The following is a 14,696-nucleotide window of genomic DNA, read 5'->3' on the forward strand; positions in this document are numbered from 1 at the left end:
TGGCGCCTCCCAGCCAATCCACATGAACTTTCGTAGGCCGCTGGGACGGAGGGTCGAAGGAGACTTTCCATGAAGATCGCTGTTCGCCGTTTCCTCGCACTGGCTGTGACCAGCTATCTTGCCATGGCAGCTCCGCTGCATGCCGGATCGCTGAACCCTGGGCAGTCCGCAACCGTGCAACCGGGAGACTTGCCAGAGGCGTGGTTACTCATCAATGCCCGGCTGATCGTCAATCCCGGCGGAAAGACACTCGGCATCGACGCACATGCCCAGTCCACGGCGACGCTTTCAGGTGCCGAGGTGTCTGCATCAGCAGTAAACTCCACCGCAATCCGCGTCGCAAACAGCGTACTCACGCTCACCCAGTCGACGGTAAACAACACGGGTGGACGCGGCGTGGAGCTTACCTACGCCAGCTCGCAGGGACGTCCAAACCCCGTAGCCAACATCAGCAACAGCCAGATCACCGGCCAAGGGGCCGGCATCAGCGTGATAGGCGAAACATTCAGGCGGCGCGCTGTGCTGAATCTGGACCGTACGCAAGTCATCGGCCAGCTGGTCAGCACTGCAGATCCGGCACTGGCCGGCAACGGCATCGTCGCTTTCGAGGGCTCAGACATTCACGTGGGCAACGGAAGCGTGGTAACTGGCGCACAGAACGGCATCTACGCCGTAGGAAGTTCCACCAGCCCCATCGCCTCCACGGTGGTCATCGACGCCTCCAGGGTGGAAGGCAACGCAGGTGCCGCACTGATTGTCCCCGCACCCACATTGGCGCGCATCCCAGACTCCGACGTCCGCTTCACCGCCCGCAACGGCGCGCAGCTGATCGGCAGCAACGGCAACCTGCTGGAAGTCACTGCGGCCGCTGCCACCGTTGGCTTCACCGTCGACGACTCCAACCTCTCCGGCAACATCATCAACACCGCTGGCAGCATCGTCGATGTCGGCCTGACCAATAACGCCTCGCTGCGTGGTGCCACCGAGAACATCACGTCGATGGCGGTGGACAATGCCCGTTGGCAGCTCACCGGCAGCAGCAGCACCGGCTCGGTGTCGCTGGGCAGCGGCGGCGAGATCGCGCTCGGCGACGGCTCCGCCTTCCACAGCCTCAACGTGGCCGGCAACTTCAGCGGCGCCGGTGGCACGATCATCTTCAACACCGTGTTGGCCGGCGACAGTGCCGCCACCGACAAGCTGATCATCGGCGGTGACACCAGCGGTACGGCCAACGTGCGCGTCAACAATGTCGGCGGCGCAGGTGCGCAGACCGACAAGGGCATCGAACTGATCCAGATCGGTGGCACCTCCAACGGCCGGTTCAACCTCTCCGGCCGCGCGGTGGGCGGTCAGTACGAGTACTTCCTGCACAAGGGCACCGGCACCGATGGCAACTGGTACCTGCGTTCGCAGCTGCCGACCGTGCCTGACCCGTGCGTGGCGAACCCCGACTTGCCGGAATGCCGGCCAGTCGATCCGGTCGATCCAGTAGATCCCGTGGATCCCGTCGATCCCGTCGATCCCGTCGATCCCGTGGGTCCGGTCGATCCGGAACCGGTGCTGCGCCCCGAGCCAGGCGCCTACCTGGCCAACCTGCAGGCGGCGCAGAGCATGTTCCGCGTCGGCTACCACGATCGCCACGCCGGCCAGAATGCCGGCCGCACCTGGGCACGCGTGGACGGCTCGCGTAACGGCTTCGATGCCGTCAGCCGCCAGCTCGACATCCGTGGCAACAGCCAGGCACTGACCGTCGGTGCTGATCTGTGGCGTCACGATTCGGGCAGCAGCGTGGGCGTGATGCTGTCCAGCGGCAACGCCAGCAGCACCTCGACAAATGAACTGACCGGCTACTACGCCCGCGGCAAGGTGAAGGGCGAGGCGCTGGGCCTCTACGGCACCTGGCGTGGCGGCAACGGTGTCGACCCGTATGCAGGCTTCTACGTGGATGGCTCGGTGCAGCGTGCGCAGTTCCGCAATCGCGTGGAAGGCATCGGCCTGGACGCGGAACGCTACGACAGCCGTGCCTGGCAGGGTGCGGTGGAAACCGGCTACGCGTTCCGTGTGGGCGGTGCCAGCAACGGCGGCATCTACCTGGAGCCGCAGCTGCAGATGGGCTACAGCCGCTGGGACAGCAACCGCCACACCGAGGCCAACGGCACGGTGGTGAGCACCGAGAATGCCAATGGCCTGTTCGGCCGCGCGGGCCTGCGCCTGTCCGGCGTAACCCGCCCGGGCAACGGCGCGGCGGAAGTGCAGCCGTACCTGACCGCCAACTGGCTGCACACCCGCGCCGAATCGCAGATCCGCATGGATGACGAGATCGCCGATGCACGCGTGCCGCGCAGTCGTGGCGAGTTCAGCGGCGGCGCATCGGTGAAGTTTGCCAACGGCGTCGGTGCCTGGGGCGGCCTGTCGCTGCAGCGGGCCAGCGGCTTTCACCAGACCAGTGCGCAGGTGGGTGTCAGTTACAGCTGGTAATCGGCCGCCTTCAGCCCGCGGTCGATTCGGTTGCGGGTTGATATCAAGGCGGAAGGTGTGACTGTCGGGCTGGGGTTCGCGGCCACGGCATGAAGGGCACGACAGGGATTGTCGTGCCCGACACTTGTTTGCCGGGATCTACAACGGTGAGTGATGTGACCTTTCGATTCTGCCCGTTCGGCAGACACCATCAATGAGCGTTTCACGTCGTGATGCGTACAGGATGGCGCTGCAGCGGACATCCCGCTGCCGGGATTGGAACCCCCGAAAAGAAGGACAGAGATAGCCCCTCGTATCTACGGCGGGCGCTGCGCGGCGGCCGCATGGCCCTCCGGCTTTTCTCGTAGCTCAGCCGAAGTTCCAACCTCGCACCGCCCGCCACCCTTGCGGTGGACCTCGCACCCAAGGAGTTTCCGCATGAAACACCCACGCCCGCTCAGCCCGGCCATGGAGTCGCTGTTCCAGCGCATCGAACACGCACTCAACAGCGCCGAAGGCATGGCCATCCTCATCGGCGAGCAATACGGCCCCGAGCCGAAACCTCCCGCGCCGATGGGCTACGACGCCAAGCAGATCGCCAATGCGATGGTCATGCTGAGCCAGCATGGGCGTTGCCTGCTGCAGAAGTTGCGCGCGGAAGCGGAAAAGGTGACCTATCACTAGACCGCAATGCAGCCAAGCCTGCTCGTCGCCGTGCGGGCCGCAGGCAGCGACTGCTGCCCTCAACCCGGCAACGCGCTCCGCAACGTGGCGAGGTCGGCGCTGTCGACCGGCCTCACCACCCGCGCCACTTCCTGGCCGTCATGCAGCAGCACCACTGTGGGCCACAGTTTTACCTTGAAAGCACGCCCCAGTGGCTTTCCCTTGCCATCTTCGATCTTCCAATGCACCAGATCATGGGCGTCCACAAACGCCTGGAGTGTGGGCTGCGCGCCCTGGCAATGGCCACACCAGGGTGCACCGAACTCGAGCAGCAGCCAGCCCGCCTGAGCTTCCACGTCCGCGCCGGCGGGCTCCGCCGCCGGGTAGTCACGCATGAACGGCATGGTCGTTACCCCGCCAAGGCCTTCTGGATGTCCTCCACCGGTGAATTGGTCAGATCCTTGGCAATATCGCCCAGCAGGCGCGCCTGGACCTCCTTGTGCAGCAGCGGGCGGATACGGCCCAGCGTGGTCGGGTCTGCCACCAGTACCAGGTGTGCATAGCGATTATTCAAGGCATCTTCGTTGAGCTGCTCAGCCACCTGCTTGGCGAACGTCGCTTCGTTGAGCTGAGAAATGGACATGTCCTTCGGCACCGCACCGGCCGGCCCCTGACCTGAGATACCCTGCTCGCTGATGTCCTGCAGGCGCAGTTCGCCTTCCTGCTTCAACGTCAGCTGATTTTCGTCGCCAACGTTGGTGAACACGCGGGCCGAACCACCATCGGCGACGATGATCAGCGTGCCTTCGGGAATGCGACGGGTCATGCGATGCTCCTTCTCGATTGCGTTCGGCACTACCGTAGACAGCACTGCGTGAGCGCTGCGGCCAGGGTTCGTTCAACGCGTGTCATCGCATGCGTTGCGGATGAACAGGCGCCATGGAACACAGCGTGCAGATCAGCACGCTTCTCCGCACGCTCACACCGATGCCGTTATCATGAACCGATGATCGACACGACCCACTACGTGACGGGCGCACCTGTTACGTGGGAAGCACTGCCGACCGGCGCTTCGCTTGCCACGATGGCTCCCGCCCTGCCCTTCCATCGCCTCGCGCTGGATCCCGGCGGATGACGCCCGCAGGCGCTCTGCCTGCATTCCCACGCTGACGTGACCGCTGGCCGCTGATTGCGCGGCTGCAGCGGTCTGTTTCCGCATGTCCACCGTTACGGCGGTACGTTGACGTGCGCGTGGCGTCGTGCCTGCGCACATTCTCCCTGCCCCCGATGCCCCTGCGCCACCTGCGTCTGCATCGCCGTTTCCGTTTCTCGGGACACATCACACCGTCTATCCCGCACTGTATTTACCAAACAAGGAGTCCCCATGCAGGACACCCCCGATGCACACGCCCACTTCGGCTGGTTCAAACGCCGCCGCCACCTGAAGGTCGATGAGATCACCGTCGTCGACAAGCCCATGCTCAAGCGCGCCGTCGGCGCGGCCGCACTCGGCAATGCCATGGAGTGGTTCGACTTCGGTGTCTACGGCTATCTGGCGGTCACCATCGGCCAGGTGTTCTTCCCCTCCAGCAATCCCACCGCGCAGGTGATCGCCGCGTTCGCTACCTTCACCGTGGCGTTCCTGGTGCGCCCCTTGGGCGGCCTGGTGTTCGGGCCGCTGGGTGATCGCTACGGCCGCCAGAAAGTGCTGGCGTTCACCATGATCCTGATGGCGCTGGGCACCTTTTCGATCGGCCTGATTCCCGCCTACGAGCGCATCGGCATCTGGGCGCCGGTGCTGTTGCTGCTGGCGCGCGTGGTGCAGGGCTTCTCCACCGGTGGCGAGTACGGCGGCGCGGCCACCTTCATCGCCGAGTATTCCACCGACCGCAACCGCGGCCTGATGGGCAGCTGGCTGGAGTTCGGCACGCTGGGCGGCTACATCGCCGGCGCCGGTACTGTCACCGCGCTGCACATGCTGCTGAGCAGCGAGCAGATGCTGGACTGGGGCTGGCGCATTCCGTTCCTGGTAGCCGGTCCGCTGGGCCTGCTCGGCCTGTACATGCGCATGAAACTGGAGGAAACCCCGGCTTTCCGCGCCTTCGCCGAGGAAGCCGAGAAGCGCGAGCACGATCGTCCCGGGCTGGGCGCGCTGTTCCAGGTGCACGGTCGCCAGCTGCTGGTATGTATGGGCCTGGTGCTGGTGTTCAACGTGACCGACTACATGCTGCTGACCTACATGCCCAGCTACCTCAGCGTCACCATGGGCTATGCCGAGAGCAAGGGCCTGCTGCTGATCATCATCGTGATGCTGGTGATGATGCCGCTGAACATCGTCGGCGGAGTGTTCAGTGACAAGCTGGGCCGCCGCCCGATGATCATCGGTGCCTGCATCGCACTGCTGGTGCTGGCGGTGCCGTGCCTGCTGCTGGTCGGCAGCGGCAACGACGGGCTGATCTTCCTCGGCCTGATGCTGCTGGGGCTGGCGCTGGTGTGCTTCACCAGCTCGATGCCGTCCACGCTGCCGGCACTGTTCTACACCCCGGTGCGCTACAGCGCGCTGTCGATCGCCTTCAATGTGTCGGTGTCGCTGTTCGGTGGCACCACGCCGCTGGTGACCGCGTGGCTGGTGGAGCGTACCGGCGACCCGCTGGTGCCGGCCTATTACCTGATGGGCGCGGCAGTGATCGGCCTGGTGACCATGCTGTTCGTGAAGGAGACCGCCGGCCTGCCGCTGCGCGGTTCACCGCCGGCCGTCGGCTGCAGGAAGGAAGCCGCTGCGCTGCTGCTGAGCGATGCACCGGTGACCGTGGACCGGACCCTGCCACCGCTGCCGGACGTTGCAGACCCCGAGCAGGTGAAGCCTGCGTTGTAGAGCAGAGCACGCGCTCGGCTGCCCTTCGGGGAATCAGCCGAGCATGGGCTCGGCTCTACAACGCACGCGCCCTCAATCGCGCGGACTGTTCAATTCCATCGCGCGCATCACGATGGGCTTGGCCCAGCCGGGCGTGTGCAGCAGGTCGGCTACCGCAATGGGGTACTGCAGTTCGCCTGCAGCCATGGCCAGTACCGGCAGCGGCACCACGCAGCCCTGCGCGTCGGCCGGTGCGCTGTTGTCGTAGACATGCAGCTCGGCCAGGTGTGGCAGCAGCTCCAGCAGGTTCGCGCGCGCGGAATCGAAACGCGCGCGGATCCTCTCCACCGGAATATCGTGGCCGCCAGCGGCCACCCGCGCCGCAACACGGGCGATGTGCAGCTCGACATCGGCCAGCCCACAGAACCAGATCGCCACCTGATGCCGTTCGCAGGCCTCACGCAGCAGGTGCGGAATGGTATTGCCGCCGAGTGTGGTCTCGAAGGCGAAGTCGGTGCCATCAGCCATGGCCTGGCGCAGGCGGCGGGTGCCTTCCTGCCATGCCTCCGCGTTGGCCTCCGGCAGCGGCCAGCCGGCGTCGACCAGGCGACGGGTGAACGAGTCCGGGTTGAACCAGCTCAGTCCTTCGGCGTCCAGCCAGGTGCCCAGCAGCGAACTCTTGCCGGCGCCATTGACGCCGGCCAGCGCCAGGATGCGTCCCATCGATCAGAGCGGACGGCCGAGGGTGACTTTGCGGCCGCGCCGGATCGGCTGGCCCAGTACCTTGCCCAGCCCTTCTCCGCGCTGCAGCCCGGCCAGGGTCTGGTCGAACTCGCTGCGCAGGCGCAGCAGTTCCTCGCTGCGCTCATCGGCATCGCCGCCGGCAGCCTTGGCCAGCAGCTCCTGGTAGGTGCGGATATCCACGATCACCGCTTCGGGGTGATTGTGGTTGGTGATGACCAGCGCCTGCTTTTCGCGCACGGTGCGCATCAGGCTCGGCCAGCCCCGGGTCTTCACCGACGAGGCCGGGGCCTTCTCGAGGCCAGGCAGATCCAGCGGCAGGGTCATCACACGGCTCCAGGCGGGGTGGATAAGCGACACTATACCCAATTTGGCCAAATTGGAGATAAATACCCTTTTACCCAGGCAGCCCGGTGTCCGGGGCGTCGGTCTGCAGCAGGCTGTCGCGCTCGCGCAGCGGGAAGCGGATCCAGGCATCCAGGCCTTGCGGGGCAAAGCGCAGCTCGCCGCTTCCGGCCAGTTCATAGGGCACCCGCTGCTCGATCAGGACCCGGCCCAGGCCACGTTGGCGTGGCATCTCCCACCCCGCCACCTCGGCATGGCGCTCGCACCAGTGCAGGCCCAGCCACGGCTGCCCATCCTGCACCTGCAGGTGCCAGCAGACATCGATCCGGCCGTCCTCGTGGGCCAGCGCGCCATACCGCAACGCATTGGTGGTCAGCTCATGGATGGCCAGCGACAGTACTTCGGCCGCCTTCGGTGGCAACAGCACATCCTCACCCTGCAGGTGATAGGCGGCGGCGGCCGGCGTCTGCGCCGCGATCTCCTCCTCGAGCATGCCGCGCAGGCAGACCCCTACATTGGCGCCACGGGTCAACAGGCTCTGCGTGCGCGCCAGTGACATCAGCCGCGCGCACAGGCGCTCGGCATACTCGTCCACGCTGCCGACCGATACGCGGGTCCGCCAGGCAATGGCATGGATCGTCGACATGATGTTGCGCACCCGATGCTGCAGTTCGGCCAGCAGCACCGACTGGCGCTCGGTGGCACGCTTGAGATCGTCGATGTCCACGGCGATCGCGAACACGCCACTCACCCCGCCATCGGCATCACGCAACGGTGCGGCGGCGACGCGTGTCCAGCGCGCGCGCCCGTCGTCATGGATGAACTGGAACTCCAGGCCCGGGACCATCGTCTCCCCCCGCAGGGCGCGGGCGATGGCGAAATCGTGGGGTTCGATGCGCGAGCCATCGGGATGCGTACCCTGCCACCGGTAATGGTTGGGGCGATCCGTGGAGGGCACCTTGCCGGCGGGAAGATAGGTCCGCATCTGGTCGTTGGACAGTTGCAGGTTGCCGTCGGCATCGACAATGCAGACACCCACCGGCAGCACCTTGAAGGCCAGCGCCAACCGGCGGTCGCTCTCACGGCGCTTCTGTTCCTCGCGTTCGCGGGCCGCCTGCGCGACGTGCGCCGCGGTCGTTTCGAACATGGTCACCAGTGCGCCGCGGTCGTTTCGAACATGGTCACCAGCACGCCGTTGATGCACCCGTCCTCGCCGCGGATAGGGCTGTAGGTGATGGTGAACCAGACATCCTCCAAGCGCCCCCGCCGCGCCAGCGGATAGAGCTTGTCCTCATAGGTGATGGTCTCGCCCTGCCACACACGCTGGTAGATCGGGCCGTTGATGTGCCAGACCTCGGGCCAGCACTCGCGCGTCGGTTGGCCCAGTCCGCCAGGATGCTTGTCAGCCAGGATCTCGGCATAGCCATCGTTGTAGAGCTGCACCAGCTGCTCGCCCCACAGCACAATCATCGGGAAGCCGTGCGCAAGCATCAGGTCGACGGTGGCGCGCAGGTGCGGCGGCCATTGCTCGATCGCACCCAATGGCGTGCCTGACCAGTCGTGCCGGGCAATGCGGGCGGCCATGCCGTCATGGCGCGCATGGGCCTGCAGCGACGGCGGCATGCCTGCCGGGCGCTCAACGGCCCGGAGGCCTTCGGTGCGGCGCGACATGCCGCGCAATCAGGCGATGCCCGCAGGGGCCTGCGGCGTCGCCACCAGTCCCGCCAGCTGCTGGACCAGGGCCTCGATGTGATAGGGCTTAGTGCAGCGGGGCGCATCCGCGAAGCGGCTGGGCAGGTTGTCATCGTAGCCAGAGGTCAGCATGAACGGCGTACCCACTTCGGCCAGCCGGTCGGCCAGCGGGTACACCTGTTCACCGCCCAGGTTGATGTCCAGCAGGGCCACGTCGATGGGGTTGTCATCCAGCAGCCGGCCGAGTGCCTGCAGGTCCCCGGCCGGCCCCACCACCTGCGCGCCCTTCAGCTCCAGGTAGTCCACCAGGAACATCGCGATGGCGAATTCATCTTCCGCCACCAGTACTCTCAACCCTTTCAGGCCTTCTGGTTTGTTGCCCGCTTCCAGCACGACCGGCGCTCCTCGATACACGCGGCCCACCTCCGCCGCAACGGTCGTAGGATGCGCGAACCGGGCTACAAGGGCGCGTGATGATCGATGAAGATCGCAGCCGCGGCGCATTCACTCCGGCATTGCAGCTTCCATGCCGAGCTGCGCTCGGAACGTGACGAGGATGGCCGTTTCCACGTGCACCGCGTGCTGCATGCCAGCGCCGAGCTGAGTGATGCGCAGTGGCAGCGGTTGCTGCAGGTGGTGGAGAAGACCCCGGTGACCCTGGTGATGCGCGAAGGTGCACGCATCACCAGTGAGCGCGGGGGTGCTGCGTAACCCCATCCACGCATGGCGTGGATCTACTGTAGAGCCAAGCCCATGCCCGGCTCTGCAAAAGGCTCAGCGCCGTGAATGCAGCACGGTGCGCTGGCGCATCGCGTTGAATTCCTGCTCCACCTGCTGGATATCCTCGGCCTGGAACCCGGCCGCGTCCAGCAGCTGGTCGGCGGCGGCGGCGGCCAGCGGATCATCCTCACGCTGGCGCCAGCAGCGCGCTGGCAGGAAGTAACCCACTTCGCTGCGCCCGCGCATGATCACCACCGGCCGGCCTGCATACAGCAGGAACTCCGCCAGGTGCTGGCGCAGCCCCTCCACCGAGACATAGGCCGGGCCGATGCCCAGCGATCGGCTGGACGGTTCGGAACTTTCGAACAGCTTGCGACGGCTCATCCACTCCTCCTTATGTGCAGCGCATGGTCTCCTTTCCCTAGACGGGCGCATCGCTGCGCCCCCGCCACGCACTACGTGATCCACATCACGCCGTCACTCAGAACCCGGTATTGAACTCCAGCTGGAACACGTCGATCGACAGTGGAGCACCGGACACTTCCTTGGCCGCCATCCACTTGCCGCTGATCCAGCTGCGCGCGTCCAGCGCGTAGGCGCCGCCCACGTAGTAGCCGCGGGCGTTGGTGCCCCCGAGGTGGAAGTTCGGGTCGTTGTAGGCGTCCGGCAGCGCATCGGCCTCGATGCGCTTGTAGCCCAGCAGCGCCTGCCACTGGCCCTTCTCCTTCAGGTCGGTGGCACCGAAGGTGGCCTGCACCATCCAGGCGGTGTCGCCGCTGCGGAACGTATCGATGCTGGCGGTGCCACCGGCACCGTAGTTGTTGACGATGCCGCTGTTGGCGCGGATGAACATCTTCTGCTTGTCGTAGGCCAGGTTGCGGATGTAGTCGCCATCCAGGCGCAGGCCGATGCCCTGGGCCAGCTGCGTATCCCAGCGCAGGCTCAGCGTGGCCAGGCGGAATGCCGAGGCCAGGCCGACGTACTGCGGGGTGGGCGTGTTGGCTGGATCCAGCGGGTTGCGTGCGATGTCGCGGATCAGCATCAGGGTGTTGCCCTTCTGCATGAAGGCCGGGCGCGACCAGTCGGTGTCGCAGCCGACCGCGCCTGCGTACAGCGCGCACGGCGAGGACAGGCGGCCGCTGATGTTCTTGAAATCGTAGTAGCCCAGCGCCGCGCGCAGCGCGTTGTCGTCGTTGAAACGCCAGTTCACGCCCACCTGCGCACCGGACAGCCACTTGTTCTCGTTTGGGGTCTTGACCCGGCTCTGGCTGGGCGCGCTGTCGGAGGTGTACTCCAGCGGTACCACCGCCAGGTTGGCGAACAGATCGAGGTCGCCGTCATCGAAGTCATACTTCAGGTTCGCAGCCAGGCCATCGAAGTTGAGGTCGTTGGAGAACAGCGTGTCGCTGGTCCAGAACGGATTGCCGAAGCGGCCACCTCGCACCGTCACCCAGTCCGCCGGGCTGTAGGCCAGCCAAGCCTGGTCCAGCCACACGTCCTTCTTGCTCAGGCCGCCACCCAGCTGCTCGGTGGTCGACACCGGGCCATTGCTGCTCCCGCTGGCCAGGCGCACGCCGGCCGTGGTGTGCTGGCCGATGGTTGCCTCGATGCCCAGGCGCGCGCGGATGCGCCACAGGTTACGGCGGTCCTGGCGGGTGTTCAGCAGCGGCGGCAACTGCAGGTTGGTGTTGGTGTTGGTATCGAAGCCGTTGCCGGAGTTGATCGACGACCAGTTGCTCACGATGTCGCTGTTGCGCTCGGAGTAGAAGCGCGACTCGCTGCGCACCCGCATGTCACCGGTGACCTTGATGCGCTTGGTCCACTCAGCCACTTCGTTGGGTGCCGCCCAGCCTTCGGACTTGGCCTGCGCCATCACGTCCTGGCGCACCTCGTCACGGATGCCGTCGCGCACGCTCTGCGGCACGTAGGGCACGCGCACGTCACCGGCCTCCAGGACCACACCACCGCTGGCGGCCGAAGGTGCGGTGGCTGCACCGCGCTGGGCGACCGCCGCTTCAGCCTCCGCCTGCACCAGCAATGCCTGGCCGTCTTCGGGCTTCAGCGCACCACTGGCGATCAAGCCCTTGATCAGCTTGACCATGGTGGTTTCGGCGGCCATCGCGCCGGCCGGGGCGGCCAGGCTGAGCAGCACGGCGCAGCACAGCAGCGCCCGTCGGGCCGGCCGCGGGCGGCGGGAATCGGTTCGTGCGCGGACGTGGTCGTTCATCACGGTTCTCATCGAATGAAGGGAAATCACGGAGGTCGGGGAATCAGGCCCCGGGCCGGCGGCCCTGGATCAGGACGCGGGCGGGGAAATCAAGCGACGGCGGCGGTGCCTGGTCGACCTTGCCGATGCGACGCAGTGCATCGAGCACGGCCGCGTCGGCCTCCTCGTTGCCACTGCCACGCACCAGCTCGACCTTTTCCAGGCGACCATCGCTGGCCAACCACACATTCACCTGCAACTGGAACGCCAGGCGCTTGACCTTGTCGTCGCGCGAGATCGCCTGCTGCATCAGGTAGCCGAGGTAGCGCCCATAGGTGGCGTTGCCGGCACCGCCACGACCGACACCGGACGAACCGCCACCACTGCCGGACTGGATGCCGAAGTTGTCGCCACCGGCCTGCGCGTCGGCATTCATCGTCACCGGATCGCTGTTGTCCGGGGTCGGCGTCGGCTCTTCGGCCGGCGTCGGCTGATCCAGCGGCTCCGGTTCGGGCATCGCCTCTTCCGGCGGCGTTTCCGGTTCCGGCGGTTTCTCCGGCGGCGGCGGCGGCGGGGGTGGCGGAGGCGGTGGCGGCAACGCCAGCATCGGCGGCTGCACCACCGGCCGGCGGGTGCTTGCGGTGTCCTTGAACAACAGCCACCACAGCGCGACGCCAAGCACCAGCAACGCGGCCAGCACCAGCGCGACGGTCACCAGCAACGGGCGGCCACGCATGCCGGGCTCCTGCCGAGGGGGTTGATGGGCGGTCATGCCTCAGCCCTGCGCCTTGCCGGTGACCAGGCCGACCTGGGCCAGCTCCAGGCGCCGCAGCAGGTCCAGCACCTCGACCACGCGGGCATACTGCACCTGTGCGTCGCCGCGCACGATCACCGGGAAATCCGGCGTGGTCGCGCGTTCGCTACGCAGGCGATCTTCCAGCTCGGCCATCGTCACCGGGTAGGCATCCAGGAACACCTGGCCGCTGGGGTCGATGGTGATCGCCTTGGTCTTCGGCTTCTCCAGCGCGACGCTGTTGCTCGCCTTCGGCAGGTTGACCTCGATGCCGGGGATGGAGGCGTTGCTGGTCAGGATGAAGATCACCAGCACCACCAGCAGCACGTCGACGAAGGGCGTCACGTTGATGCCCTTCTCGCGCTTCTTGATGCCGAACTTCGCCTTCTGGCCCATGGCGCGCCCCTCAGCCCTGGACCGCGGCCGGGCCGCGCCCGTCCTGCTCTTCGGCCAGGCGCGCGGCGAACTCGTCGATGAACACCGCCATGTCCGCGCCGATCGCTTCGGCACGCGCCCCCAGGTAGTTGTAGCCGAACAGCGCCGGGATCGCGACGCCGAGGCCGGCTGCGGTGCACAGCAGCGCCGCCGCCATGCCCGGGGCCACCGAGTTGATGTCCACCGCGCCGGCCATTGCCGCCACCACGAACACCAGCATGATCCCGATCACGGTGCCGAACAGGCCCACGTACGGCGCACCTTCGATGGTGGTCGACAGCCAGTTCATGCGCCGCGCCATCGCTTCCTGCTCGCGCACCATCACCGCATCCATCGAGGCGCGGATCGCGGCAATGGTGGCGCCACTGAGGTAGCCGCTGTTGCCGTCGCGCTGGTGGCGCTGCTGCATTTCGTCGATGGCCACCTGGTAGATGCGCCACAACGAGCCATCGTGCATGGCGGTCGGTGCCTTGCCCTGCCGATCCATGTCCGACAGGGTGCGCAGCGGCACGCCGGACAGCTTGCCGAAGCTCTCGGTGAACACCGCATTGGCCTTGCTGGTACGGCCGAAGTGGCGGCTCTTGGCGATCATGATCGCCCACGACAGCAGCATCATCAGGCCAAGGATGGCGACCACCACCCAGGCATCGAACGGCATCGCCTTGAGGATGAAGGCGAAGTGGCTCTGGCCGGCCGACTGCTCGTCGGCACCGTAGCTGATCAGGCGTGAATCGGCGCCCTGCGCGGTGGCGTCGGCCAGCAGCAGCGCGGCCGGGCGTGCCACCCGCGAGACGCGCAGCTCATCCAGCGCACCTTCGAAGTTGGCCAGCGGCTGCGCCGCACCCGGGGCATCGGCGCCGACCACCGGCGCGGTACCCAGCGCCGGCAGCTCGCCGCTCAGCTGGGCCACCACACGGCCGTTGAGGTACAGCTGCAACGCGCCCTTCTCTGCCGTCAGCGCAACGTGCGCCCACTGCCCTTCCGGAATCGGCTGCGCAGGCGTACTGCGCCGGCCATTGAGCTGCACGAACGGCACCCGGTTTTCGATACCCAGCACCAGCTCGTACGCGCCATCACGACGGGCGTAGATCGCCTGCGCGGCAGTGTTGCTGCCCGGCTTGATCCAGGCCGAGACGGTCAGCGGCGCACCGGCTTCCTGCGCCAGCGACGCGCTGGCGGGCAGTGGCAGCGGGCCCGCACCCAGCTGCACGCCACGACCGATCACCGCGCCTTCGGACGGCGGCACGATGGCACCGGCGTTGTTGCCGTAAGCAGTGGTGTCGCGCGCCGGCGCATTGGCCTCGGCAAAGTGGTAGACCAGCGTGTAGTCCGGATCGAACACCTGCTGGCCGTTGCCGCTGGCCGGTGCCTTCTCATTGCCGTAGTACATCCAGATCGTCTGCGGCGCGGCAGCACTGACTGCCGGTACGTCCACCCAGACCAGGGCCAAGCCCAGCTTGGGATCGAACTGTTCGATCTGGTGGGCCAGCACGGTGCGGCCATCGCCCGACACGAAACGCAGGTCGTTGCCCGCGCCCTGGGTACCGTCGAAACCGAAGTTGCCGGTATGCAGGCGCAGCAACAGCGGCGTGCGGCCCGGGTCACCGGCCAGGCCCGCGCCCTGCGGACCGGCGTCGACGGTGATCGGCTTGCGGTACTTCCATTCGGCCTGCCACCAATTGGCATCGGCCGCAGCCGCCGGCAGCGCAACCAGCGCGGCCAGCAGCAACAACACTCGGGAAAGCAAACGGTCCATGCGAAGGGTCTCCGGAGAACGCATGTTCAAGGGA

The 14,696-nt window shown here is 66.6% G+C and carries 13 protein-coding genes and 2 pseudogenes; 4 read left to right on the plus strand and 11 right to left on the minus strand.

Annotated elements, in window-relative coordinates; translation table 11 throughout:
* Positions 1–69 precede the first annotated feature (69 nt).
* Together WDC87_RS02870 and WDC87_RS02875 are read left to right on the plus strand one after the other, a co-directional pair.
* The gene (locus tag WDC87_RS02870; RefSeq protein ID WP_289852630.1) at positions 70–2,478 is read left to right on the plus strand and encodes an autotransporter outer membrane beta-barrel domain-containing protein; all 2,409 of its coding nucleotides are present in this window, start codon (positions 70–72) and stop codon (positions 2,476–2,478) included.
* 417 nt (positions 2,479–2,895) lie between these two features.
* Positions 2,896–3,141, plus strand: coding sequence for a hypothetical protein (locus tag WDC87_RS02875; protein ID WP_088496249.1), 246 nt, complete (start codon positions 2,896–2,898; stop codon positions 3,139–3,141).
* Positions 3,142–3,200: 59 nt separating this feature from the next.
* On the opposite strand, the gene WDC87_RS02880 is transcribed toward WDC87_RS02875, so the two are convergent.
* Together WDC87_RS02880 and WDC87_RS02885 are read right to left on the minus strand one after the other, a co-directional pair.
* Positions 3,201–3,524 (minus strand): thioredoxin family protein, encoded by a 324-nt coding sequence (locus WDC87_RS02880; RefSeq protein ID WP_072168822.1) that lies wholly within the window; start codon positions 3,522–3,524, stop codon positions 3,201–3,203.
* Positions 3,525–3,529: 5 nt separating this feature from the next.
* Positions 3,530–3,946: a host attachment family protein gene (locus WDC87_RS02885; protein ID WP_111200942.1), complete on the minus strand. Its 417-nt coding sequence runs from the start codon at positions 3,944–3,946 to the stop codon at positions 3,530–3,532.
* 558 nt (positions 3,947–4,504) lie between these two features.
* On the opposite strand from WDC87_RS02885, the gene proP reads away from it, so the two are divergent.
* Positions 4,505–5,995: a glycine betaine/L-proline transporter ProP gene (gene proP, locus WDC87_RS02890; protein ID WP_252744386.1), complete on the plus strand. Its 1,491-nt coding sequence runs from the start codon at positions 4,505–4,507 to the stop codon at positions 5,993–5,995.
* 72 nt (positions 5,996–6,067) lie between these two features.
* Here proP and WDC87_RS02895 read toward each other — a convergent pair whose 3' ends face one another.
* The 4 genes and pseudogenes from WDC87_RS02895 to WDC87_RS02910 form a co-directional block, all read right to left on the minus strand.
* Positions 6,068–6,697: a hypothetical protein gene (locus tag WDC87_RS02895; protein WP_072168825.1), complete on the minus strand. Its 630-nt coding sequence runs from the start codon at positions 6,695–6,697 to the stop codon at positions 6,068–6,070.
* 3 nt (positions 6,698–6,700) lie between these two features.
* On the minus strand, positions 6,701–7,042 hold the full coding sequence (locus WDC87_RS02900; RefSeq protein WP_057496078.1) for a type II toxin-antitoxin system prevent-host-death family antitoxin: 342 nt from the start codon (positions 7,040–7,042) through the stop codon (positions 6,701–6,703).
* A 70-nt stretch (positions 7,043–7,112) separates the two neighbouring features.
* A pseudogene (locus WDC87_RS02905) lies at positions 7,113–8,731 on the minus strand (PAS domain-containing protein).
* A gap of 9 nt (positions 8,732–8,740) precedes the next feature.
* Positions 8,741–9,145 (minus strand): response regulator, encoded by a 405-nt coding sequence (locus WDC87_RS02910; protein WP_252744388.1) that lies wholly within the window; start codon positions 9,143–9,145, stop codon positions 8,741–8,743.
* A 129-nt stretch (positions 9,146–9,274) separates the two neighbouring features.
* Between WDC87_RS02910 and WDC87_RS02915 the strand changes: the two are divergent.
* A pseudogene (locus WDC87_RS02915) lies at positions 9,275–9,463 on the plus strand (OsmC family peroxiredoxin); the annotation flags it as partial.
* A 63-nt stretch (positions 9,464–9,526) separates the two neighbouring features.
* On the opposite strand, the gene WDC87_RS02920 reads toward WDC87_RS02915, so the two are convergent.
* The 5 genes from WDC87_RS02920 to WDC87_RS02940 form a co-directional block, all read right to left on the minus strand.
* Positions 9,527–9,856, minus strand: a complete 330-nt coding sequence (locus WDC87_RS02920; protein ID WP_065196391.1) for a hypothetical protein — start codon at positions 9,854–9,856, stop codon at positions 9,527–9,529.
* 97 nt (positions 9,857–9,953) lie between these two features.
* Positions 9,954–11,699, minus strand: coding sequence for a putative porin (locus tag WDC87_RS02925; protein ID WP_252744385.1), 1,746 nt, complete (start codon positions 11,697–11,699; stop codon positions 9,954–9,956).
* 43 nt (positions 11,700–11,742) lie between these two features.
* Positions 11,743–12,414 (minus strand): cell envelope integrity protein TolA, encoded by a 672-nt coding sequence (locus tag WDC87_RS02930; RefSeq protein WP_336331277.1) that lies wholly within the window; start codon positions 12,412–12,414, stop codon positions 11,743–11,745.
* A gap of 39 nt (positions 12,415–12,453) precedes the next feature.
* The gene (locus tag WDC87_RS02935; protein ID WP_252744488.1) at positions 12,454–12,867 is read right to left on the minus strand and encodes a biopolymer transporter ExbD; all 414 of its coding nucleotides are present in this window, start codon (positions 12,865–12,867) and stop codon (positions 12,454–12,456) included.
* Between the two features lie 10 nt (positions 12,868–12,877).
* Positions 12,878–14,662 carry a MotA/TolQ/ExbB proton channel family protein gene (locus WDC87_RS02940; RefSeq protein ID WP_252744489.1) on the minus strand — a complete coding sequence of 595 codons (1,785 nt, stop codon included), beginning with the start codon at positions 14,660–14,662 and terminating at the stop codon, positions 12,878–12,880.
* Between the last annotated feature and the right edge of the window lie 34 nt (positions 14,663–14,696).

It is taken from the genome of Stenotrophomonas maltophilia group sp. Smal12 (genome assembly GCF_037079935.1).
Taxonomy (GTDB): domain Bacteria; phylum Pseudomonadota; class Gammaproteobacteria; order Xanthomonadales; family Xanthomonadaceae; genus Stenotrophomonas; species Stenotrophomonas sepilia.